Origin of the sequence: Nostoc sp. JL31, assembly GCF_017114965.1 — a bacterium.
In the GTDB taxonomy this organism is placed as follows: Bacteria; Cyanobacteriota; Cyanobacteriia; order Cyanobacteriales; family Nostocaceae; genus Nostoc; species Nostoc punctiforme_A.
The window spans coordinates 165,312-187,642 of record NZ_JABXKO010000118.1; the positions used below are offsets into that span (position 1 = coordinate 165,312).

Genomic DNA, 22,331 nt, shown 5'->3' on the forward strand with positions numbered 1-22,331 from the left:
AGGAATACCCTGAATGATGGTTTAATTGTTGTTATGCATACGGTTCTTTGCTGGCTAGCTCTTCTACACGTTGGTGAATAGCCAAAAGATTTAACCGCAAATCTTTGCTCAGACGATTTTCAATCATTCCCACTGGCATAGTGAGTTTAGGCCAAACTTGAATTGTATAGGACAGATTTGTTCCTAGATACTCACCGAAAGAATAAGGCTCTAAGCACCAGCTACCAGAAAAGCCTTTAAAATCTCCCTCTACCATACGGAAATTAATTGCTTTAGGGAAGCATTCTTCCAAATCTAGAACTACCCGCGCACAAAAGTTGAAATTCAGTAAGCGTTGGGAGCCTACTTGCTCCAGTCGAATTCCACCATCGGGATGCTCGATTAGACAACTCTTGGCGAGGTTGGGGAGGAAGTCTGGTAAGGCTTCATAATTTGTCAGAACCTTCCAGATTTGCTCCACTGGGTGGGGAATTTGGACTTTAGCGCTGATTTGCCGCTGTCGCTCTGCTATTTTCTCAATTTGAACTTCTACCTGAGCAAGCAAATCCCCTTCTAGGTTGGTGTCATCAGTGGAAGATTGCAAATCAGAGTTCTCTGTTGTGTTCTGTTTTTTAGTCACTTTCAGAATTATGGTTTGCTTTCGTCAGAAAATTGGGGCAGAGTCAAGGTGAAGCAAATTTCGCTCTGTTCAGAATCCGAAATTGGGAGACTTGCAACAGCGATCGCTCCATTGAGATGCTGCACTAAAGACTTGACTAGAGCAAGTCCCAAGCCAGTCCCTGGAGTCCAGCGCCCTTTTCCCCGACGGAATTTATCAAAGATATAGGTCGCTTCTTCTTCAGAAATGGCACGTCCTATATTCGTCACCTTCATGATAACTTGATCGATTTGTTGATCGACTCGATGAACCGCTTCAAGGCGGACTATTGTATCAGGCTCTGAGTATTTACAGGCATTCGTTAACAATTCTTGCAGGATGCGGTCAAAACTCTCCAGTTCAGTTTGCAGTTTGAGCGATTCCTCCGGCAAATCTACAGAAATTTTTAATCCCTTTTCCGCAAGTTTTTTCTCAAAAGATGCTGCTATATCTTGAATTTTAGTATTTAAATCTATAGATTCTAATTGCGGGGCTTCGTGAGGCGAATCTAGCTTTTGGAGTGTCAACAAGTCATTAATCAAGTTGATTTCCTTTGAACATTCCTGCTCAAGAATATCTAGATATCTACCCTGACGTTCTGGTGCTATTCCTGGCAAACGCAAGTTTTTTATTGACATCAGCATATTTGTCAAGGGGTAGCGTAGGCGATCGCTCATGTTACTCAAAAATTCATCTTTGAGTTCATTGAGTTTCCGTAGCTGCTCAACATACTGCCGTGTTCTTTCATGCAATTTTGCCTGGAGTTCCAGACTACTCTGAAGTTTTGCCGTCCGTTCATCTACCAAGGTTTGCACTTGGCGCAATGTCTGTGACTGAATTATGGCGTTACTCACTTGAGCGCAAACCATTTCCACAAGATTTAATTCTTCTGGTTGCCAATTGCGAATCACAGCTTGCTGTAGCACCAAGAATCCTAAAATTTTACCTTGACTTTCCAATGGCACTAAAAGTACCGCAGGCAATTTCTCTATCGCAAATAATGGAGTAGCTGTCAAGGTATCGTTTTGATCTGTATAGTCATCGAAGATTACTGGTTTTCCAGAATCCATGAAGGCACGCTGGCATAAACCACAGTCTGAAATCAAGAAAGACTCAGCTAAGGTGTCTAGTTTACTAGTGCCGGAATTTTGTGTTTCTCTAGCCCATTGGGCGATCACATTAGCTTTCGCTTTGGGGATTTGTTTTTTAGCTTGAGTTTTAAATAGTGGATCTGTATATTTTAGTAATATGAGCAGACCCCGATCTGCCTGTAGAGATTCGGCTGTCGAGGCGATAACTAACTGGAGCATTTGATTCAGCTCCAAGTTGCTACGACTCAATATGGTTAATTGCTTGATCAAGCTTTGATGTTGCTTACTTTTTTGCAGGGACTGCTCTTGATGAGTAATTTGTTGAGCTTGTGCTACTCCAGAAAAAGCGATCGCGCAAGCCGACTCCACTTCTTTGAGCAATTGTTTTTCTGATTCACTCCATTCATAAGGTTGGAATTTAATCAGATTAATCACTCCATTATTATTACCACCAAAGCGAGTGGGAATTGCCAAAACCGCTTTTATCGGTAGTGGTAAATATTGACACCCAATTACCAGACTGTTCTGAATGATCGAAATGTCTTCAATAGTCAATGGTTGGGCAGCGCATTGCAGCACTGGCGAGTGCATAAGCAACTGTTCCATCGAAAACATTTCTTCTGGGTGTGGCAACCCTAGAAACTCATCAGCACACCAATTAGTAGTAGTTGCTTCGTCAGATGTCTCATCCGCCACTGAAACCAAGCAGCAGCAATCTACTTGAAAAGCAACTCCTAGCAATTGGGCAATCTCTTGCAGCATCAAAGCCGTAGCAGAGCTATTAGCAATGATTTGGTTAATTTTTTGTACCAACTCGCGGGCAGGTTCTTCCTGATGCTGCATCAGCTTGACTTGGTAAGGTTGTAGTCGATCTATGTCATCTATGTAATGTGGCGGCGATGATAAAGGTTTTTTCATTTCTGGCCCGCCCTCCGATAATAACCCCATTGTTCTTGCACCCAACCTCTTGGCATATTCTTCACCGTTAGTTGTGTTGCTACACCCTGAATAATTGACAAATTTTGTGTGAATACTTTCTCTCACCTGTTATAGCCCTTTTCTATCTCAGATAGCCAAATTTCCATTGAATCAAGCAAATTGCTACACAAATTGCTACATTGGTACATAAGTAATAAAATTCTTAAGATATCCTATAAATGCTTAAGTTAGCTTATTTTTAACTACTCTATCTTGAAATAATTACTAACTCTATCCTGTCTGTAAGTATACATAAACCGTAATTTCTCTGGAATTACAGCAAAATTCCCCTTTTAAGCGCGTAAAATTACGCAACCTGTTTATAAAGTTTTATTACATTTTTTGAAAAACTAGTAGGTTTAACAAGCTACTCCTTGATCTCCGTAACTCTCAGTAAAATATCAATAAAAGTAAAGGAGGTAGGAGGAGGTTGCAATTTTGGCTAAATTTTAAATGCAGCCCAGTAGTAAAAATAACTAGGCTGCATTCGTTTGAATATAAAACTAAACGACATCTATTTTCAGAACTATATTTTTTAAAGTAATAAGAGCATTTTGTACTCCCTGTTGGTGGTGGCGGGCTAGATGCCCGCCCTACACCAGGTTTCAAAATGGACGAAGTTTATCCAGCCAAGCTCTCGACACTCAGAGGAACCATATCGCCATTCCTCGTTAGTCCTAACAACATCGGTTCTTGGGGTTGAATTAGTTGACCTGTAAGTACACAGCGTTCTTCTTGTTGAGCTGTGGCAGCTATGCTAGCTCGAATGTCGGATCGCGAAAATCGAGGCTTCCACTCACCTGATTTTTGCTGGACATAATTCCAAAGGATATCTCGGATCAGAGCTTGATATCCCTGATTCCCAGCTATTTCTTTGAGCTTATCTTTGAGTTCCCGTTCTAGGCGAATGCTGGTAACTTCCATATCGGTGGTTGGGGTGCGAGCGATCGTATGCATCAGTTTTTCTCCTTAAAGGTATAGACAGGATAGTAATACAAGTGTAGTATGTTTAAAGGAATGTTCAATAGGTGAAATTTTCTGTGAAATCCATTTACCCCATCTCTACTTCAATTTTGTGCCTTACCAATTGCCGAACCAATTGGGAATCAGCTGCTATGGAAGTGGAGTATTTATTTATGGGCGATGGTAGCCGAAATCATGGGCAAATCACAGAGGGGAATGATGATTATAAGTATGTAGGCTTTAGTGCACTAATTGCAAAACCACAACTAAATCAAAAAAGCGGGGGGTACAGGCGAAGGAATCCTGTACCGATATGAGACCAGAAAATTTTCCGGTCAATTCTAACCCCCGCTTCACCGAAAACTTGAAGCGGGGGTTTTTTTATAAGGAGTTAAGCTGTGACGATATCTTCCATGCGCGGCGCGAACGCAATGCAAGTGTTAGAGCAATCTGTGGTGGTGTTTTCTCAAAATTACTTGCCACTATGTCGGGTCAATATCAAGCGGGCGATTGTGCTGTTAGTAACCAACAAGGCGCAACCGCTGGGTTTTACCAGAGAAAGCGGATGGCAAGTTCACTCACCCAGTTTGGTAATTGATGTGCCAAAACATATTCGCTTGACAATCACTTCTAATGAGCGGATGTGGAAAGTTCCGCCAGTGAATCGGCGGGAAGTATTGCGACGAGACCATCACAGTTGCCAATATTGCGGTAGCAGCAAACATCTAACGCTAGATCATGTGATGCCGCGTTCTAAAGGTGGTTCTCACACTTGGGATAACGTAGTCACAGCTTGTGAAAGATGTAACTCCCGTAAAGGCGATCGCACCCTGTTTGAAACTGGTATGCAACTGCGTACCAAACCAAAATCGCCAATCCACCCCGCGATTTCTTTTGCTGAACAGTTTTGGATAGATATGCAAGCAAACCTGGAATAACAGGAGAGCATAAGAAATGCTGAAATTAACTTACACTGAAAGCAGTTTTGATTTGGAATGTGTCACTTTGTCGCTAGAAGAATGGGTAGCGCAACGAGTGATTTTAGCCCTGCGAGTTGGGCAAGGTTTGTGCATTGAACCCACTACCGCTTCCTTTTTGCTTCCTGTTGATTTGCCAGGAGTAGAAGTACTGAGGTCTGAGGTAAAAAGAGATGACAGAGAAATCATTGTCCTCTGTGCGTGCGATGCCGAATATATGGAAGTCACCCTGCGGGGTTCTTGGCTATCAGCTAGTTCTAAGGATTCTATCGGTGTGTTTGTCACTACTATGAGCGATCGCGCTGAGTTCTTTTTGCACAAACTTTGGCAGGAAGCTCAATCTTGTGCTTCTGTCATGAGTGAATAAACGAAATAGTCGGGTGAGAAATTGTCCTCACCCTCTATTGCGCCATTTTTAGCAGTTCAGGAATTGTCACAAATCGGTAGCCTTGCTGTTTGAGTCCGCTGATAATTTGTGGCAAAGCTTCTACAGTTCTGTGGCGATCGCCACCACCATCATGCATTAAAACAATAAAACCAGATTTCGCGCCTTTCAGGACATTATTTACAAATGCCTGGGGTTTGGCGTGAGGATCGGTATCAGCGGAAGTTAGCGACCACATAATGACAGCATCTTTCTGGCTTTTCGCGTAAGCGGCTAGTCCGTTATTTAAAAAGCCTCCAGGAGGACGAAACAGAGAAGTTTTGACTCCTGTAGTTTTGTATATCAAATCGGCTGTGCGATCAATTTCACTCTTGGCTGTGGCTTCATCCATTCGCCGATACCAATGATGCCAAGTATGGTTGCCAATAGCGTGTCCCTCGGCTACTTCACGCTTGGCTAAGTCTGGATTTGCTTGTAAAGCTTGTCCTACCCAAAAGAATGTTGCTTTAACATCATTTTGCTTCAAGATATCCAGCATTTCTAGGGTTGTTTTTGGCCAGGGTCCATCATCAATGCTGAGAGCAATAACCTTTTCGTTGTTGCTGGGTTGTACCTTATAAACTGTTTTTCCCTGAAATTTCGCTGGGACTGTAAAGGTAGGGTTTTCTACTTTGGCTGATGGCGGTAGCTGGGCATTAATTTGGCCCTTTGCTGGATCTTGAAGTGCAGTATGAATTTTGCTTAGTGGCTGGTTCAACCCCGATTGTGGGGAGATACCTGGAACAATACTACAAGCTGTAAGACTAGAGGCGATCGCGACAATACTAATTATCTGTTGTCGCTTGAGGTAATTGTCTGTCACATCAGGCTTTTAAAGATTCACCCAATCATAAGCTGTAGTTTGACTTTTCAAAGGGTTTAGCAAGCTCAAATATAAGTGCAGAAGCTTTTATAGACAATTTAAAAAAAACTTTCTAAAACCCCTTGACACCTCTTGTAGTATTTTGTAGTATATTTGTAGTGAGGCGAAAGACAAAGCTTCTCAAGAGTCAAATTTATGTTCTACATACAACTAAAGGACAGGCGTTGGAATAAACCAGAGTCCCCAGCCAACAAAGCTGCTTTTACTTGCAAACCATCGGCAGTAGAGGCAATAAATGAAAAAAGTTCTAATTTTGCACTCATCAAAACCACTGAATACATCCGTAATACACAACAGGCTTGCTACCTAGAATTTCGGTTGTTTTTTTAACAGTTTCTAACAGTAAAAAGTCAATTTTCTGAACCTTGAAAACTAAATAAGAAATGGGCAAGTTCACCAACAAAATCTGTGCCTAAAAACCTCAAGGTTTAGGTACAGATTCCAAAAAATCGGGGTGTAGCTCAATTGGCTAGAGCGTTCCGTTGTCTGCGGAAATGTTGCGGGTTCAAGTCCCGTCACCCTGGTTGCAGTCCTGTAGGTGAATAGTTTAAGCCGTCAGTTTCTCAAACTGAAGATTGCGAGTACGAATCTCGTCGGGACTCCCAAATGGCTGAGTAGCCAAGTGGTCGAAGGCATTGGTCTGCAAAACCGACATCGTGAGTTCAAATCTCACCTCAGCCTCTGGTGCCGCAGTGTAACTTAACGTAAAGCCCCTGCCTCATAACCGGGTCGATGCGGGTTCAAGTCCCGCCACTGCTACCAAATGCAGGGATGGTGTAACGGCAACACCTCGTGACTCCAAATCCGATGTTCTAGGTTCAAATCCTAGCCCCTGCGTCAGACAATTTTGGATTTTTGAGATTAATAAATTTAATCCAAAATCTAAAATTCGCTCAATTATGCCCTCGTGGACGAATGGTTAAGTCAGTGTTCTTTCAAAGCACAGATGCGAGTTCAATTCTCGTCGGGGGAATGATTATGGGTCGGTGGCCGAGTCTGGTTGAAGGCGACAGTCTGTAAAACTGTTCTTTTTTGCGCGCAGGTACCCTTCGGGAAGCAAGCTACAAATCCTGCTCGACCCACTATGGAGAGGTGGCTGAGTGGCTAAAAGCGTCCTCCTGCTAAGAGGAAGCGGGTAATTAATACCCGTCGCAGGTTCAAATCCTGTTCTCTCCGTTTTGAGAGTGTGGTGTAACTGGATAACATCTCAGTCTACGAAACTGAAGACGTGAGGGTTCAAATCCCTCCACTCTCGTTACATAATCTCTTCTCCTATCCTCCGGTAGCTCAGTTGGTAGTTAGCGCCTGTTTGAAAAACAGGAGGTCGTCGGTTCGATTCCGACCTGGGGGGCTTCGTTGCCTCATAGCTCAATGGCAGAGCAAGTGTTAACCGCGCGGTTGTAGGTTCGAGTCCTACTGAGGCAGCCATTCATTGCCGGGTGGACGAATTGGTAAGTCGCAAAATCCTGTCGAGAGTACCAAAATATCTGGGTGTGGCGCAGATGGGAGCGCGGGAGTTTCGGGAACTCCAGGTCGCAGGTTCGCTGCCACTAAGACTTTGCCCTTGTAGCCCAATGGAAGAGGCGCTTCGCTTAGAACGAAGAGGTTGCTGGTTCAAATCCAGTCAGGGGTATTGGTGAATATGCGGGGATAGAGCAACGGTGGCTCGTCAGGCTCATAACCTGAACATCGGCAGGTTCAACTCCTGCCCCCGTCACCAAAACAGTGCTGGTGTAGCTCAATTGGCAGAGCAACTGACTTGTAATCAGTAGGTTGCAGGTTCAATTCCTGTTACCAGCTTGATGCGGGTGTGATGTAATCGGTAGCATCTGAGTGCGCCATACTCAGCGCGTGGGTTCAAGTCCCTCCACTCGCTTGCGTAGTCCTGTAGCTTCAACGGTAGAGCAAGTGCCTTACAAGCAAGAGGTTGCAGGTTCAAATCCTGCCAGGACTACCAAATATTGGGAGTGTAGCTCAATGGAATAGAGCTTCGAGCTTCTACCTCGAAAGTTGTGGATTCAAGTCCTACCACTCCCGCCTAAACAAGTCAAAAGTCAAAAGAATGAATTTAATATTTCTCTTTCTTTTTAGTTTTTACTTTGCTCTTTTTACTTATTTGATGGGGTCATAGCTCAAATGGCTAGAGCGCCTGCCTTGCAAGCAGGAGGTTATGGGTTCAATTCCCATTGATTCCACTGATGATGGTGTCTGAAGCCAAAGTGGTCGAGGCGCTGGTTTGTGGAACCAGTCATAGCGGGTTCAAGCCCCGTCAGATACCCCTCAATGGAAGATGCTGCTGAATGGTCGGCAACCAAGCTTGAACCTTGGAGTACGGGCAACTGTAGGGGTACCCTACGGGAAGCAAGCTACGATTCCTCCATCTTCCTCTTTTTCCACCTGGAGCCGAAAAGCGAGGCGCTGTGCTGATAACACAGAAATAGGAGGGGCAGTACCTCCCTGGTGGATTTATATCTAGTGTTGGTGTTACAAGATTTGCGATGTAATACGATCGCACTTGCTCATTTCTTATTTAAATTAACTAGGGTGGTTGGCATACCGGCTGTGCAGCGGGCTTTTAACCCGCAGAAATAGGTTCGACCCCTATACCACCCACTAAACAATTAAAAATTAAAAATTAAAAATTAAAAATTAAGAAATGCAATCTTAGTTAGCCTTTTGGCAATTGCTAATATGCAACTTGAATGCGCGTTGGGTTATGAGTAGCAGCTAGCGATCGCTAGTTGAGCATGTTGCAATAATACATCTTTATCCAAAGCATGTATGGGATATTGCGGTGTTACTGCCAGTAGTTTCTCAATTCTTTCTCTAGCTGCTTCTAGGACTGCTTCATCTAAGCTACCGTTACTGAGCGAATCAGCAAAATCTTCAGCAATCCGATAAGTTCTTTCAATAGATGATGAATTAATATTACGCGACACAATAAACAAATCGCAGCCTGCATTAAATGACCGCGCCACAGTACCAGCTTTCATAAACATATCTGAAATAGCTTTCATATCCAAATCATCAGATACAACTACTCCCTCAAAGCCAAGTTCCTCTCTAAGTATGGTTTTGAGGATAGCCTGAGAAAGCGTTCCTGGCACATCAGGATCTATCTTGGGAAATAAGATATGGACAGTCATAATCAAAGGAATCTGTACTTCGATTAAAGCTCTGAAGGGTATAATTTCTCGAAGTCGCAGGTCTTCTAGAGTTAAATTCAGTATTGGTAGCTCAATGTGAGAGTCCTTGCTCGTGTCTCCATGTCCGGGGAAGTGTTTAGCGCATCCCAAAATTCCTGAATCTCGAAGTCCAAGGTAGTAGTCACGGGCACCTTGAGTAGCAGTTTCGGGAGTGTTACCAAAGGCGCGAGGTCCAATCACGGGATTATCGGGATGGGAAAAAATATCGGCTACGGGTGCCCAAGATAAATTGATTCCCAGTGATTTGAGTTCTACCGCTGTGGCTTTTGCTACTTCATAAGCGTGCGATCGCAGTAAAAAAGCATGAGGAAAGCGGGTAATTGGCGGTGGTGTACGAATTACACGACCTCCTTCATGATCGAGAGTGAGGAACATGGAATCACGTTCAGTATATTCTCGTATCTGTTTATTCAAATCCTTGAAGCTTTCCAACCAAACCTGATATGGAGTGCCATCCAAAAAGTTCTTAGCAAAAAATATCGCCCCAATCGGTTTTAATTCATTGAGTGCGCGTTTATCGTCATCGCTTAATGTAGTGCCGGAAATACCTAAAATTAAGTGATGTCCAAAGCGCTTTAGCTCCTGCGATACACCCATAATCTTTTACCTATTAAGTTGTGCGGTAAACAACTTGGTTGTTCAACCTAGAGGACATAAACATTTATCCTACACCCTTATAGGGAGAGGAAAGTTTTCTTTTAAGTAATGCCCCAGATATTTTTTCAGAGCAAATACACAAATTAGCAAAGAAATCAACTACTTTAAGAAAACTTTTAAAATTAGCTATTTTCAGTCGAAGGAAATACTTTTGTTTCCCTAAATCACTTGCATGTAAATATAGATAAAGTGCATGGCGCAAAGCTATTGCCAACAATGGTATTGGCAATTTGCTTGTGCAAGTGCGCGTAGGTAAAATTCCCTTTGGCAAAAGTTTTTTGGGGAAGCGATCGCACAATCACTGCCAAATGTAACGGATTGCAACGTATAATGAGAACGATAAAACGGTTAAGAAATATTGAAGAGCAGTAGGGTTACATGCGAGTAGCGATCGCGGGAGCGGGACTAGCAGGACTTTCCTGCGCGAAATATCTTACAGACGCAGGTCACACACCCATTGTCTTGGAACGTCGAGACGTTCTAGGCGGTAAAGTGGCCGCATGGAAAGATGCTGATGGAGACTGGTACGAAACAGGTCTGCACATCTTTTTTGGCGCATATCCCAATATGTTGCAGTTATTCAAAGAACTGGATATTGAAGATCGGTTGCAGTGGAAAGAACACACAATGATCTTCAACCAACCAGATGCACCAGGTACTTACAGCCGCTTTGATTTCCCAGATTTGCCGGCACCAATTAATGGTATAGTGGCAATTCTGCGAAACAACGACATGCTGACATGGCCAGAAAAAATCCGCTTTGGCATCGGGTTATTGCCGGTCATGATTCAGGGGCAAAAGTACGTTGAAGAAATGGACAAATATTCCTGGACAGATTGGCTACGTAAACACAACATTCCAGAACGGGTCAATAAAGAAGTTTTTATTGCCATGGCCAAGTCGCTGAATTTCATCGACCCAGATGAAATTTCGGCAACCATTCTTTTAACTGCCCTCAATCGTTTCCTCCAGGAAAAAAATGGCTCGAAAATGGCCTTTCTGGATGGTTCGCCAACAGAACGATTGTGTCAGCCGATAGTGGATTACATCACCGAACGCGGTGGAGAAGTCCGCTTGAATGCCCCCTTAAAAGAGATTTTGCTAAACGCCGATGGTAGCGTCAAAGGATACTTGATTCGGGGGTTGAATGGAGAGGAAGATGAAGTTTTCACGGCGGATTTGTATGTATCTGCCATGCCGGTTGACCCTCTGAAGGTGATTTTGCCAGCACCTTGGAAAGAAATGGAGTTTTTCCAAAAGCTAGACGGGTTGGAAGGAGTGCCTGTGATTAACGTGCATTTGTGGTTTGATCGTAAACTTACGCAAATTGATCACTTGCTATTCTCGCGATCGCCCCTCCTAAGCGTTTATGCTGATATGAGCAATACCTGCCGTGAATACGCCAACCCCGAACGCTCGATGCTGGAATTAGTTCTAGCCCCGGCAAAAGATTGGATTGCCAAATCTGATGAGGAGATTGTGGCTGCAACTATTGCCGAGTTAGAAAAACTCTTCCCCGACCACTTTGGGGGAGACAATCCAGCAACATTGCTGAAATCTCATGTGGTGAAAACGCCCCGTTCAGTTTACAAAGCGACCCCTGGTCGTCAACAGTACCGTCCCTCGCAAACAACCCCCATTAGTAACTTCTATCTCAGCGGGGATTACACCATGCAACGCTACTTAGCCAGTATGGAAGGTGCCGTACTTTCTGGTAAGCTGACAGCGCAGGCGATTTCTGAGGCCCTCCCGGTAGCAAATTCCTCAAACCTGCAAACGCTCACCCGACCGCCCGCAACGAATGCTGCAACTGCCTGATTCCCCGCCGCGCATGAAAACGCTGGTCTCTGTAGACGAGTCATACAAACTTTGTCGGCATCTCACAGCAAAGTATGCCAAGACTTTTTACCTGGGTACTTTGCTTATGAGTCCGGTAAAACGTCAATCTATTTGGTCAATTTACGCTTGGTGTCGCCGTACAGATGAATTGGTGGATGGCCCCGCATCTGCTATTACCACGCCAGAAACCCTAGACCTATGGGAACAGCAGCTGGAATCGATTTTTGCGGGGCGTCCATTAGAAAATTACGATGTAGCTTTAGTTGATACTCTCCAGCGCTTTCCGATGGACATTCAGCCATTTCGGGATATGATTGCCGGTCAGCGCATGGACTTATATCGCAGTCGTTATGAAACCTTTGAGGATTTATACCTCTACTGTTACCGTGTTGCTGGCACTGTTGGCCTAATGTCAACATCAGTTATGGGTGTGGATAACACCATATATGCAGCACCGTGGCAACAGAACAAACAACCTTATGTTCCCATAGAACAAGCGATCGCTCTCGGAATTGCCAATCAACTCACCAACATCCTGCGGGATGTGGGAGAAGATGCCAAACGGGGACGGATCTACATTCCTCTGGAAGACTTGGCAAAATTCAACTATACCGAGCAAGACTTCTTAAAAGGTGTGGTAGACGATCGTTGGCGGGCATTGATGCGCTTTCAAATTGACCGCGCCCGCCAATTTTACACCACATCCGACCAGGGAATTACTTATTTAGCATCCGATGCCCGTTGGCCTGTGTGGGCAGCATCAATGCTGTACGGTCAAATTTTGGAGGCGATTGAACGCAATGATTACGATGTATTCAGTCAGCGGGCTTACGTTCCCCAGTGGAAAAAGTTACGCACCTTGCCCATAGCTTGGATGCGATCGCAAGTCCTTTAAAAAATTAGTCATTTGTCCCTAGTCCTTAGTCCTCGGTGTTTTATAAATAACCAATGACCATCACAAATGACCAATGACAAATGACTATTGACTCTTACTAGCAAGTCTGGTAACATTGATATTCGTGAGTCAGGAGAGGTGGCTGAGTGGTCGAAAGCGGCAGATTGCTAATCTGTTGTACGGCAGGCAACTCCGTACCGAGGGTTCGAATCCCTCCCTCTCCGTTTTTCAGCTTTTGATACACAGAGTATATTCTGTGTACAAAAAGTAATACTAATATCGGCGTCAATATTTCTACTCCCAAAGATGGATGATATGATTTATCCTTTGGAGTCTTGATAAGATCCAGCTAAGTTAAAAATCTAGTTTGGATCTTATTTTTAGGCTCCTAAATATCTGAGGAGTAAAAGTAATTTATGAGAAAAATTAGCGCCGCCTTAAGTTTAAGTATAGCTACCCTCGCGGCTGGGTTTCTACTTGGGGCTTGTGGTGATAGCAGTACCCCCAACGGCACAGCTAACAACGCAAATACCGCTACCCCAGCGGCAAACTCAACTACTACAAGCAGTGCTAAAGGGTTAAAAATTGGTTCCTTGCTACCGACAACAGGCGACTTGGCTTCTGTCGGACAGCAGATGCTAGGTTCCGTACCTTTACTGGTCGATACGGTTAACGCTTGCGGTGGGGTGAATGGCGAATCAGTTACCTTGGTGCAAGTAGACGACCAAACCGACCCGAAAGCTGGAGCTGCTGGTATGACTAAACTAGCAACTTTAGATAAAGTAGCAGGTGTAGTTGGTTCCTTTGCTAGTAGCGTTTCTAGTGCAGCAGTCTCCATTGCCACTCCAAATAAAGTAATGCTGGTTTCTCCTGGTAGTACCAGTCCCGTCTTTACCGAAAAGGCTCAAAAAGGCGACTATAAAGGCTTTTGGGCACGTACAGCTCCCCCTGATACCTACCAAGCACTAGCTTTAGCCCAACTTGCCAGAAAAAAAGGTTTCAAGCGAGTTTCTACAGTTGTAATTAATAACGACTATGGCGTAGGCTTTGAAAAAGCATTCGTGCAAACTTTTGAAAAATTGGGTGGAACTATAGTTAATAAAGATAAGCCTGTCCGCTACGATCCAAAAGCTCAAACATTTGATACAGAAGCGGCTGCTGCTTTTGCTGGTAAGCCAGATGCAGTTCTGGCTGTACTCTATGCAGAAACTGGTAGCCTGTTTCTGAAAGCCGCCTATCAGCAAGGTGTGGCGAAGGGAGTACAGATTCTGCTGACAGATGGGGTAAAGTCACCGACTTTTCCCGAACAAGTTGGCAAAGGCAGTGATGGTAAATATATTTTAACTGGAGCGATCGGTACAGTACCGGGTTCCGATGGTAAAGCATTAGAAGCTTTCAACAAGCTGTGGAAGGATAAAAAGGGTGGTGCGCCAGGGGAATATGCTCCTCAAGCTTGGGATGCAGCAGCTTTATTGACATTGGCAGCGCAAGCTGCTAAAGAAAATACAGGCGTTGGTATAGCCAGCAAAATCCGGGAAGTTGCTGATGGGCCTGGCACAGAAGTTAGTGATGTCTGCGAGGGACTGAAGTTACTTAAAGATGGTAAAAAGATTAACTACCAAGGAGCCAGCGGCAACGTAGATGTTGATGCTAACGGCGATGTCATCGGTGTCTATGATGTTTGGACAGTAGGAGACAATGGCACAATCAAGGTGATTGACAAAGTTACCCCTAAGTAGAAACTTAGGAGTTAGGAGTGATGAGTTATGAATTTAATAATTTAATCTTAATAACTCCTAACTCCTAACTCCTAATTCTTAACTATTTAATCCCACTGAAGTTGTAACCAACTCCTAACAACAAGCCCACATCAGTTTCATCGAAAAATCCGGCATTGATAGCAGCTGTTGCCGTAAATTGAGAAGTTAGAGGCACATCAATGCCACCAGACACCAAAAAGGCAAATTGCGAATCATCACCAGTTTTGTAAGCTGCACCCACTCCGACGTAAGGTGCGATCGCTAATGGTTCGCTAAAAGCATCTGCTGATTTGAAGGTAAAATCGTAGGTGATCGGAAGTAGAACTGTGGTGTTGTCGCCAAATACAGCTGAGGGTCGCACTGATATAGAATTTGTCAGTCCGATTTTACTGACTACTGCAAAGTTAGCGTCGCCCAAAGACGTGTCACCACCACTCAAACCAATGTTACCAGCGACGCCAAGATAGCTACTACCACCACCAGTAGTTCTACCTAAATCAATATCTGATTGCGCCACTCTTGTCGCAGATGGTTCAATAGTAACAGTAGTTTGAGAAGTCGGTTGTACAGGTTCAGAGGTGAGCGTTGCAGATGAGGTCGCCACTGTGCCAGGAACGGGTATGGGTGTTACACTGGCGTTTTCTTGTATCGCATTGTTGGGTAACTGCTCTACCTTAGTTAAATTTGTGACTGTAAAAGTTTCAGTTGTTTCTGTAGAAAGATTTTGGCTAAACTCTTTGAAAGACGCTACAGTTGCGGAAGGTTCGGTTAATGGCTGATTGCTCAACTTGTCTACTGTTTGGGCGCTTGCAGATAAACCGTTACTCAGGAATGCAAGAGCAGCTATACTTGGCAACCAAAAAACACCTTTACGAAGAAAAATAGTATTCACGTTCACTCCTAAAACAATGTTGCCATGAAAAATAAAGATTTTTGTTGATTTAAGTCAACAAATTCGGGCAATATTCAAAATTTAACATCAAAAAATCGGTTTTTGTATTCTGACTTTATTTGATTCTCTAGTTAATATTTACTAGCAAAAAATTAAATTTTATAGCAATTCTGAATCACTCGTCAAAAACAAGATACCCAACAACTTTTACAAGGTCGGGAATTTGTGAGTTGCAATTTTCACAAATTAAATAGAATTGATATATTTATTTGAAATATCCTGAATTTGATAGATGACAAATAGTCCATTTTCCTAAAACCAAGATAGTCTTTGTTAAGAAGGCGATCGCAACCTCTCCTAATGCAGAGAAGAAGTTTTTTAGGATAGCTGTCTTACCGCCAAAGGCAGCTAAATTGTGAAGTGATATTACGAAGCTTGCAAAAATATTTAGAAATTGCCTAGAAGGCAAACATAGTTCTAACGTAGAACCTATTAGGAGAGACTGGAGGCAAATGTGATGAGCGAAAATAATATTCAAAAGTATCGGTTTGTCTGTACCCTGACTTTCGGTGATATCTACGGTCAAATAATTGTTTGGTTGATTACGATTACCCTAAGTTTGGCATCAGCTTTGGCGCTGATGGGTGCCAAGCGACCCGTGTACGCTTTAGCAACAGCGGGTCTCGTCGTTCTGCTATCGCTACCTTTCTTGTTGTTTGCGTTTGTCACTACCTTGTTAAATCATATTGAAGTCAGTCCTGTAGGGCCGGGAACCAAAATGGAACCTATACCAGGTAATGTGTCTCAACAACAACCTGTACAAGCAACTAGCTAAAGAGTTAGGAGTTATGAATTATGAGTTATGAGTCACTTTATCTGTGCCATAACTCTTTGTTTTTAACTTTTCACTCCTAATTTCAAAATTTGTTATAACTTCCCTGTCTGTAGGCAGGGAATTTTTTTGTAGAGATGCTACTGTTACAACGCACTAGCTGATTAATCACCTCTCTACAATAGAACAGCAGTGGTTTGCAATCAGGGGGCTAATTATGCTGGAACACGATGTGATTATTGTCGGGGGTGGATTAGCAGGATGTCGCGCTGCTGTAGAAATTGCCCGCACTGACCCTAGTTTAAATATTGCTGTGGTTGCCAAAACTCACCCAATTCGTTCCCACTCGGTTGCGGCTCAAGGTGGTATGGCTGCATCGCTGAAAAATGTTGATTCAGAGGATAGTTGGGAAGCACATGCTTTTGATACTGTCAAGGGTTCTGATTACTTGGCAGACCAAGATGCCGTAGCAATTCTCACCCAAGAAGCGCCAGGTGTGGTCATTGACTTGGAACACATGGGCGTTTTGTTCTCTCGCTTATCCGATGGGCGCATTGCCCAACGCGCTTTTGGCGGACATTCTCACAACCGCACTTGCTACGCCGCTGATAAAACTGGTCACGCGATTTTGCACGAATTGGTTAACAATTTGCGGCGTTATGGGGTGCAAGTTTATGAAGAGTGGTACGTGATGCGTCTCATTTTGGAAGAAAATGAAGCCAAGGGTGTGGTCATGTTCCATCTTTTGGATGGACATATCGAGGTGGTGCGGGCTAAGGCAGTGATGTTCGCCACAGGGGGCTATGGTCGCGTTTATAACACTACTTCTAATGATTACGCTTCTTCAGGTGATGGTTTGGCAATGACTGCGATCGCAGGTTTACCCCTGGAAGATATGGAATTTGTCCAATTTCATCCCACTGGCTTATATCCAGTAGGGGTGCTGATTTCAGAAGCAGTACGGGGAGAAGGGGCGTATCTGATTAATAGTGAAGGCGATCGCTTTATGGCGAATTATGCACCCAGTCGCATGGAACTAGCTCCTCGTGATATTACCTCACGCGCGATCGCTTACGAAATTCGCGCCGGACGTGGTATTCATCTCGATGGCAGTGCTGGTGGCCCCTTTGTCTATCTGGATCTGCGCCATCTCGGCAAAGAAAAAATTATGAGTCGCGTTCCCTTCTGTTGGGAAGAAGCCCATCGTCTAGTAGGCGTTGACGCAGTAACTCAACCCATGCCAGTCCGCCCGACAATTCACTATTGTATGGGTGGTATCCCAGTTAACACCGATGGCCAAGTTCGCAGTAGTGGCGATGGTTTAGTTGATGCTTTCTTTGCTGCGGGTGAAACATCTTGTGTTTCCGTACATGGTGCAAATCGTTTGGGGAGCAATTCACTATTGGAATGTGTAGTTTATGGTAAGAGAACTGGGGCTGCGATCGCCAAATTTGTGCAAAAACGTAAGTTGCCCTCTATAGATGAGCAACGGTACATAACAGAAGCCCAGCAACAAATTCAAGCTTTACTAGAACAACCAGGACAGTACCGTATTAACCAAGTCCGTGAAGCTTTTCAGGATTGTATGACTGAGTACTGCGGTGTTTTCCGCACTGAGGCATTAATGACTGAAGGTTTGCAGAAACTAGAAGAAATACAACAAAAATACCCTCAAATTTATTTAGATGACAAAGGTAGTTGCTGGAATACAGAACTCGTAGAAGCCTTAGAATTGCGAAGTTTGATGGTAGTAGGGCAGACCATTTTGGCATCAGCCCTAAATCGCCAAGAAAGTCGTGGCGCTCATTTCCGCGAAGACTATTCCCAGCGAGATGATACGAACTTTCTCAAACACACAATGGCTTACTATTCACCAGCGGGAATTGATATTCAATATCGGCCAGTGGCGATTACTATGTTTGAGCCAAAAGAGCGGAAGTATTAGTTAAAGGTAAATGTATGTCAGAAATCGAGGGGACTACAAAAATTTTGTCCACCTCGATTAATAACAGTAAGTGCGAAAATATTTTCTATATGTCGTAAAATTCTGACTATAAAAACAAAATTTTTATTTAAAATATGAACGATTCACAAACTTGGTATATTGTCAAGCGTTCTGTTGGAAGCTGTGAAATTATCCCCAGCGACCAAGTTGGCAACGATAATCTAGAAATTATAGAACAATGGGGGCCTTTTAGTTCGCAAGAAGAAGCGATCGCTCGACGTGTCGGACTTATTAGGGCTGGAAAGTGCAAACCAGTTTAAGTTAGTAGTTAGAAGTTGACAGTGATGGACTTTATTCCTAACTCCTCACTATTCACTCCTAACTTTATTCCTAACTCTTCATTTTTCTGCTGTAGGTGTACCCTTAGCAGCAATTTTTTTACCTATCACTTCCACTGCTTTAGCGAATTGAGGATCTGCAAGAGTAGCGAGTTTGTCACGTTCATGGAGCCACAAATCTTCCATCTGCTTTTTGCTCAAATCCACCTTCACATCTGGCGAAATGCCTTTGTGATTGATATCTGTACCATTGGGAGTATAGTAATGAGCAATTGTCACCGCTAATCCTGAGCCATCTTCCAGAGGACGCACCGATTGCACTAGTCCCTTACCAAAGGTTTGAGTACCAACCAAAGTAGCACGCTTATTATCTTGCAAAGCCCCTGAGAGGATTTCACTGGCACTAGCTGAACCTTTATCTACCAACACCACCAATGGTTTAGTGGTCAAGGCTCGTCCGTTTGCTTCTTCCTTTTCTGCCTCTCCTTGGCGTTCAACAGTGGAGACAATCTTACCTTTATCTATCCACATCCTGGCAATATCCACACTGGAGAAGAGTAAGCCGCCTGGATTACCACGCAGATCCAGAATATATCCAGCTACCTTTTTGCTTTCTAAATCTTTGATAGCAGTTTGCATTTCTTTACCAGCATTGGCGCTGAACTGGTTCAAGCGGATATAGCCAAGATTTCCGGCTGGGGTTTTCTTTTGAGAAAACTTAACTGGATGGATTTCAATGCGTGCCCGTTTAATGTCAAACTGTTTTGTCTTACCGTCACGCTGAATAGTCAAGCTGACTTTAGATCCTGCTTCACCCCTAATCAAGGATACTGCCTGATTAGTATCCATCCCCTTAGTATCTTTGCCGTCAATTTTGAGAATGATATCTTTTGCCAAAACACCAGCTTTAAAGGCTGGTGTATCTTCGATTGGCGCAATTACAACCAATTGCTTGGTTTTTTCATCCTGACTAATGGTGATCCCAATCCCTGTCAATTCTCCAGAGGTATCAACTTGCATATTTTTGAATTCTTCTGGGTCCATAAACCGGGTGTAGGGGTCTTCTAGCTTTTTCAGCATTTCCCGAATGGACTTATACGCATCTTGCGGATTACTGTAGGACTTGCTCAAGTATTCCTTACGAACAGCCTGCCAATCTACCTGATTAAAAGTACCGTCGACATATTGGCGCTGAACAATTTGCCAAACTTCATCTACTAATTCTTTAGGACTTGCTTTAAATAAAGCCTGACCTCGCGAATGAATGCCAAGGCTAGTAACAGCGATCGTGGAGAGTGTAACTGCCGTAGCACCCAAAACAAGTCTACTTTTTGTAATCACCATAATGACAGCTGCGTCAGAGGGAAAATAATATAGTCAGTATGCTCAATCTAACACAGGCTACCACTGTACAGACCTAGTATGTATTCTTAATTTAAACAAAATACTTGACAATCAGGCGGCCTTGGTGGTCAAAAGATACAAAGTTTTTGGGTATGGGGCAGTGGGTACAAGAGGTAGAGGTGCAGAGGGGAAAAACTTACTGCAACTTAAATTTTTCCCTGCTCCCCTGCCTCTTTTAAGGTTCTACCCAGCGTTCATCTGCCTTAATGAGGTTAATTAATTCCTCTACACCTTTATCTTCTGGGACTTTTTTAATTTCTTCTCGACCACGATACAAAGAAATATAACCAGGTGTTTTGCCAACGTAGCCATAGTCAGCATCTGCCATTTCTCCGGGACCATTGACAATACAACCCATAACTGCAATGTCAAGACCAGTTAAGTGTTTAGTGGCTTCCCGAACTTTGTGCAGCACTTCCTCTAGATTAAACAAAGTGCGTCCACAGGAAGGACAAGCGACGTATTCCACCATCGTTTTTCGCAATCCCAAAGCTTGGAGAATGCTGTAACAGACGGGAATTTCTTTTTCTGGTGCTTCTGTCAGTGAGACGCGGATTGTATCACCAATGCCATCAGCAAGTAATGTGGCAATGCCTGCTGTGGATTTAATTCGCCCGTATTCGCCATCACCGGCTTCCGTAACGCCTAAATGTAGCGGGTAATCCATACCCAGTTCATCCATGCGCTTGGCGATGAGGCGATAGGCGGCCACCATCACCGGGACTCGTGAGGCTTTCATAGAAATTACCAAGTTGCGGAAATCTAAAGATTCACAGATGCGGATGAATTCTATGGCAGATTCCACCATTCCTTCGGGGGTGTCACCGTAAGTAAATAGCATTCTCTCAGCCAGAGAACCGTGATTTACCCCAATTCGCATTGATTTTCCTTGCTCGCGCAAAGAAACTACCAGAGGTTCTAAGGTTTCGCGGATTTTCTCGCCAATTTCGTCAAATTCGCTTTTAGTATATTCAGTTCGATTGATATTTGGCTTTTCAAACACATACAAGCCTGGATTAATCCGCACTTTTTCTATGTGCTTGGCAACTTCCACGGCGATTTTCAGTCCGTTGTGATGGACATCAGCCACAATTGGCACGTCTTGGTAAGTTTTAATTAATTTTTGTTTAATTTCCCCTAAAGCTTTAGCATGAGCCATACTTGGCACGGTGACGCGGACAATTTCGCAGCCAATTTCGTGCAGACGACGAATACCAGCTACGGAACCATCAATATCAAGAGTGTCTTCGTTAATCATTGACTGCACTACAACCGGGTAGCCACCGCCAATGGTGACATTTCCCACCTTTACAGCACGGGTTTTACGCCGCTTGATAGTTGTATCAAAGGTATCTTGAGTTGATGTGATGCTTGAAGTGTTTACTGTGGGCAGAGTTTGCATAACCTGATTAGGTAAATTTGCTGTTGCTCAAATATCAGATTTAATAAATCTCTGTTTCCCAGATTGCCACAGCTAGTGCCTCTTTTGGACGATTAGTATAGAAAAAAATGGAAAATAACACAGACAAAGAAATAAAGAGCAATTGAAGAGTCTTGCTCATTTGTAAAGATATATTACTTAAAATATTTTTAAGTGAGTAGCTTGAGTGCGATCGCTTTAACCAGACTAAGTTGCGTTGCTCCTAAATTTACAGACACCAGATACTATCCGCTTTGACTATACCTCCGTATTCATGGGAGAAAACATATTGACCAGATTCTAAACCAGTGGCATATTCCTCTAGCCAGTTCTGAAAACTTGAAGCGACGAGTTCTCTCTCGCCGTCATCGTGCCACATCTGAATAATTTGCCCAACTTTGCCACCTTTAGCAGGAGCTAAGTCTAGACAATCGTGATTGCCAGCACCGTCATAGGTTAGTGGTATCCATAACGGACTCCACCAATCTGTACAAATTCCTATTCCTGGTTCTGGCTGACTTTCACAACCATCGAAATTACCTCCATCTAGAAGTTCCTTCCAAACTTGCCATTCATTTTGAATACGTTCAAGAGATAGAAATTCTCGTCCATTAATCAGCCCATAATCGTGGGCTAATTGTCCATTATGGATACGGTAAGAACTCTTGACATCATCAGGAAATTGTATCAGCAGAGCGTCTTCTAATGCCTCGATCTGACTCTCTGATGCTCCAGGGTTCAATGTATCAAGAACTTGTGGAGTATTAGCTTTGAGCCAGAATTCTATTCTTGTCCAAATTTCCTGCATACTTGTAGCTGCCTCGGATTATAAATATTTTGCCTTATGGTTGGTTTACAGATGAGTGGTTAGATCGACGGTTGGCGATGTTGCGAAGTTTGGATGAGAGCGATCGCTAAATTTAGGTTTTTATAATACAAATATACTATTAAGCAAGGAAAATGAGGAGCGAGCGCCCCTACCACCAGCTAAATTAGACTTATCACCAAATGCTTTAACGCCCATGCTAGAAAAAACATCTACATTCCAGAAAGCCATAGAAGCAGTAGAAGCATCCAGAAGCTCAGGCTATTCTTAAATTTGGGGATTGAAATCAGGAACCTATCCCACTAATACCGAAATATGGTAATCTACTTCTCGTATGAGAGGGGTGTATCTGTGTATGGCTGGG

At 43.6% G+C, this 22,331-nt stretch carries 19 protein-coding genes and 20 tRNA genes; 28 read left to right on the forward strand and 11 right to left on the reverse strand.

Annotated features, from left to right (window positions below):
- Window positions 1–31: 31 nt before the first annotated feature.
- The 3 genes from HWQ43_RS31325 to HWQ43_RS31335 form a co-directional block, all read right to left on the reverse strand.
- Window positions 32–619 (reverse strand): SRPBCC family protein, encoded by a 588-nt coding sequence (locus HWQ43_RS31325; RefSeq protein ID WP_292740884.1) that lies wholly within the window; start codon window positions 617–619, stop codon window positions 32–34.
- Window positions 620–627: 8 nt separating this feature from the next.
- Window positions 628–2,676, reverse strand: a complete 2,049-nt coding sequence (locus HWQ43_RS31330; protein ID WP_292740932.1) for a GAF domain-containing sensor histidine kinase — start codon at window positions 2,674–2,676, stop codon at window positions 628–630.
- A gap of 651 nt (window positions 2,677–3,327) precedes the next feature.
- The gene (locus HWQ43_RS31335; protein ID WP_094347436.1) at window positions 3,328–3,663 is read right to left on the reverse strand and encodes a hypothetical protein; all 336 of its coding nucleotides are present in this window, start codon (window positions 3,661–3,663) and stop codon (window positions 3,328–3,330) included.
- A 437-nt stretch (window positions 3,664–4,100) separates the two neighbouring features.
- On the opposite strand from HWQ43_RS31335, the gene HWQ43_RS31345 reads away from it, so the two are divergent.
- A complete protein-coding gene (locus HWQ43_RS31345) occupies window positions 4,101–4,607 on the forward strand; it encodes an HNH endonuclease (protein ID WP_292740934.1) in 507 nt (168 codons plus the stop codon).
- Window positions 4,608–4,623: 16 nt separating this feature from the next.
- A complete protein-coding gene (locus HWQ43_RS31350) occupies window positions 4,624–5,013 on the forward strand; it encodes an alr0857 family protein (protein ID WP_292740886.1) in 390 nt (129 codons plus the stop codon).
- A gap of 34 nt (window positions 5,014–5,047) precedes the next feature.
- Here the strand turns inward: HWQ43_RS31350 and HWQ43_RS31355 are convergent, their stop codons facing one another.
- Both HWQ43_RS31355 and HWQ43_RS31360 read right to left on the reverse strand, forming a co-directional pair.
- Window positions 5,048–5,893, reverse strand: coding sequence for a polysaccharide deacetylase family protein (locus HWQ43_RS31355; protein ID WP_292740887.1), 846 nt, complete (start codon window positions 5,891–5,893; stop codon window positions 5,048–5,050).
- A gap of 200 nt (window positions 5,894–6,093) precedes the next feature.
- Window positions 6,094–6,216, reverse strand: a complete 123-nt coding sequence (locus HWQ43_RS31360; RefSeq protein WP_292740888.1) for a hypothetical protein — start codon at window positions 6,214–6,216, stop codon at window positions 6,094–6,096.
- A 187-nt stretch (window positions 6,217–6,403) separates the two neighbouring features.
- On the opposite strand from HWQ43_RS31360, the gene HWQ43_RS31365 reads away from it, so the two are divergent.
- The 10 genes from HWQ43_RS31365 (at window position 6,404) to HWQ43_RS31410 (ending at window position 7,381) form a co-directional block, all read left to right on the forward strand.
- Window positions 6,404–6,477 (forward strand) — tRNA-Asp (locus HWQ43_RS31365).
- Between the two features lie 4 nt (window positions 6,478–6,481).
- Window positions 6,482–6,558: transfer RNA gene (locus HWQ43_RS31370), tRNA-Glu, on the forward strand.
- Window positions 6,559–6,561: 3 nt separating this feature from the next.
- A tRNA-Cys gene (locus HWQ43_RS31375) sits at window positions 6,562–6,634 on the forward strand.
- Between the two features lie 84 nt (window positions 6,635–6,718).
- Window positions 6,719–6,790: transfer RNA gene (locus HWQ43_RS31380), tRNA-Trp, on the forward strand.
- Window positions 6,791–6,853: 63 nt separating this feature from the next.
- Window positions 6,854–6,926, forward strand: a tRNA-Glu gene (locus HWQ43_RS31385).
- A gap of 7 nt (window positions 6,927–6,933) precedes the next feature.
- A tRNA-Tyr gene (locus HWQ43_RS31390) sits at window positions 6,934–7,035 on the forward strand.
- Window positions 7,036–7,039: 4 nt separating this feature from the next.
- Window positions 7,040–7,129 (forward strand) — tRNA-Ser (locus HWQ43_RS31395).
- Window positions 7,130–7,133: 4 nt separating this feature from the next.
- Window positions 7,134–7,208: transfer RNA gene (locus HWQ43_RS31400), tRNA-Arg, on the forward strand.
- Between the two features lie 21 nt (window positions 7,209–7,229).
- Window positions 7,230–7,304 (forward strand) — tRNA-Phe (locus HWQ43_RS31405).
- A 6-nt stretch (window positions 7,305–7,310) separates the two neighbouring features.
- A tRNA-OTHER gene (locus HWQ43_RS31410) sits at window positions 7,311–7,381 on the forward strand.
- Here the strand turns inward: HWQ43_RS31410 and HWQ43_RS31415 are convergent.
- Window positions 7,367–7,504: a hypothetical protein gene (locus tag HWQ43_RS31415; RefSeq protein ID WP_292740889.1), complete on the reverse strand. Its 138-nt coding sequence runs from the start codon at window positions 7,502–7,504 to the stop codon at window positions 7,367–7,369. The genes HWQ43_RS31410 and HWQ43_RS31415 overlap by 15 nt on opposite strands.
- Before the next feature lie 9 nt (window positions 7,505–7,513).
- Here HWQ43_RS31415 and HWQ43_RS31420 point away from each other — a divergent pair.
- The 9 genes from HWQ43_RS31420 to HWQ43_RS31460 all read left to right on the forward strand — a co-directional run bounded on the left by HWQ43_RS31420 (window position 7,514) and on the right by HWQ43_RS31460 (window position 8,566).
- Window positions 7,514–7,586 (forward strand) — tRNA-Leu (locus tag HWQ43_RS31420).
- Window positions 7,587–7,596: 10 nt separating this feature from the next.
- Window positions 7,597–7,673, forward strand: a tRNA-Met gene (locus HWQ43_RS31425).
- 7 nt (window positions 7,674–7,680) lie between these two features.
- Window positions 7,681–7,753 (forward strand) — tRNA-Thr (locus tag HWQ43_RS31430).
- A 4-nt stretch (window positions 7,754–7,757) separates the two neighbouring features.
- Window positions 7,758–7,829 (forward strand) — tRNA-Gly (locus tag HWQ43_RS31435).
- Between the two features lie 5 nt (window positions 7,830–7,834).
- A tRNA-Val gene (locus HWQ43_RS31440) sits at window positions 7,835–7,910 on the forward strand.
- 6 nt (window positions 7,911–7,916) lie between these two features.
- Window positions 7,917–7,990 (forward strand) — tRNA-Arg (locus HWQ43_RS31445).
- An 84-nt stretch (window positions 7,991–8,074) separates the two neighbouring features.
- Window positions 8,075–8,148, forward strand: a tRNA-Ala gene (locus HWQ43_RS31450).
- 9 nt (window positions 8,149–8,157) lie between these two features.
- Window positions 8,158–8,231 (forward strand) — tRNA-His (locus tag HWQ43_RS31455).
- Between the two features lie 264 nt (window positions 8,232–8,495).
- Window positions 8,496–8,566, forward strand: a tRNA-Lys gene (locus HWQ43_RS31460).
- 101 nt (window positions 8,567–8,667) lie between these two features.
- Here HWQ43_RS31460 and HWQ43_RS31465 read toward each other — a convergent pair.
- On the reverse strand, window positions 8,668–9,756 hold the full coding sequence (locus HWQ43_RS31465) for a glycoside hydrolase family 3 protein (protein ID WP_292740890.1): 1,089 nt from the start codon (window positions 9,754–9,756) through the stop codon (window positions 8,668–8,670).
- Window positions 9,757–10,194: 438 nt separating this feature from the next.
- Between HWQ43_RS31465 and pds the strand changes: the two genes are divergently transcribed.
- The 4 genes from pds (at window position 10,195) to HWQ43_RS31485 (ending at window position 14,289) form a co-directional block, all read left to right on the forward strand.
- A complete protein-coding gene (gene pds / locus HWQ43_RS31470; RefSeq protein WP_292740892.1) occupies window positions 10,195–11,634 on the forward strand; it encodes a 15-cis-phytoene desaturase in 1,440 nt (479 codons plus the stop codon).
- Window positions 11,618–12,550 carry a 15-cis-phytoene synthase CrtB gene (gene crtB, locus HWQ43_RS31475; RefSeq protein ID WP_292740894.1) on the forward strand — a complete coding sequence of 311 codons (933 nt, stop codon included), beginning with the start codon at window positions 11,618–11,620 and terminating at the stop codon, window positions 12,548–12,550. Before pds ends, crtB begins: the two co-directional genes overlap by 17 nt.
- A gap of 132 nt (window positions 12,551–12,682) precedes the next feature.
- A tRNA-Ser gene (locus tag HWQ43_RS31480) sits at window positions 12,683–12,774 on the forward strand.
- A gap of 192 nt (window positions 12,775–12,966) precedes the next feature.
- Window positions 12,967–14,289, forward strand: coding sequence for an ABC transporter substrate-binding protein (locus HWQ43_RS31485; protein ID WP_292740896.1), 1,323 nt, complete (start codon window positions 12,967–12,969; stop codon window positions 14,287–14,289).
- 82 nt (window positions 14,290–14,371) lie between these two features.
- Here HWQ43_RS31485 and HWQ43_RS31490 read toward each other — a convergent pair whose 3' ends face one another.
- A complete protein-coding gene (locus HWQ43_RS31490; protein ID WP_292740898.1) occupies window positions 14,372–15,202 on the reverse strand; it encodes a hypothetical protein in 831 nt (276 codons plus the stop codon).
- Window positions 15,203–15,719: 517 nt separating this feature from the next.
- On the opposite strand from HWQ43_RS31490, the gene HWQ43_RS31495 reads away from it, so the two are divergent.
- From HWQ43_RS31495 to HWQ43_RS31505, 3 genes are all read left to right on the forward strand, one after another.
- The gene (locus HWQ43_RS31495; protein ID WP_099102821.1) at window positions 15,720–16,037 is read left to right on the forward strand and encodes a hypothetical protein; all 318 of its coding nucleotides are present in this window, start codon (window positions 15,720–15,722) and stop codon (window positions 16,035–16,037) included.
- A 214-nt stretch (window positions 16,038–16,251) separates the two neighbouring features.
- Window positions 16,252–17,979 (forward strand): succinate dehydrogenase/fumarate reductase flavoprotein subunit, encoded by a 1,728-nt coding sequence (locus tag HWQ43_RS31500; RefSeq protein WP_292740900.1) that lies wholly within the window; start codon window positions 16,252–16,254, stop codon window positions 17,977–17,979.
- A gap of 134 nt (window positions 17,980–18,113) precedes the next feature.
- Window positions 18,114–18,299 carry a DDE transposase family protein gene (locus tag HWQ43_RS31505; protein ID WP_292740902.1) on the forward strand — a complete coding sequence of 62 codons (186 nt, stop codon included), beginning with the start codon at window positions 18,114–18,116 and terminating at the stop codon, window positions 18,297–18,299.
- Window positions 18,300–18,377: 78 nt separating this feature from the next.
- On the opposite strand, the gene ctpC is transcribed toward HWQ43_RS31505, so the two are convergent.
- From ctpC to HWQ43_RS31520, 3 genes are all read right to left on the reverse strand, one after another.
- Window positions 18,378–19,661 (reverse strand): carboxyl-terminal processing protease CtpC, encoded by a 1,284-nt coding sequence (ctpC, locus tag HWQ43_RS31510; protein ID WP_292740903.1) that lies wholly within the window; start codon window positions 19,659–19,661, stop codon window positions 18,378–18,380.
- Window positions 19,662–19,896: 235 nt separating this feature from the next.
- On the reverse strand, window positions 19,897–21,123 hold the full coding sequence (ispG, locus tag HWQ43_RS31515) for a (E)-4-hydroxy-3-methylbut-2-enyl-diphosphate synthase (RefSeq protein ID WP_292740905.1): 1,227 nt from the start codon (window positions 21,121–21,123) through the stop codon (window positions 19,897–19,899).
- A 247-nt stretch (window positions 21,124–21,370) separates the two neighbouring features.
- A complete protein-coding gene (locus tag HWQ43_RS31520) occupies window positions 21,371–21,949 on the reverse strand; it encodes an SMI1/KNR4 family protein (protein WP_292740907.1) in 579 nt (192 codons plus the stop codon).
- Window positions 21,950–22,331 lie beyond the last annotated feature (382 nt).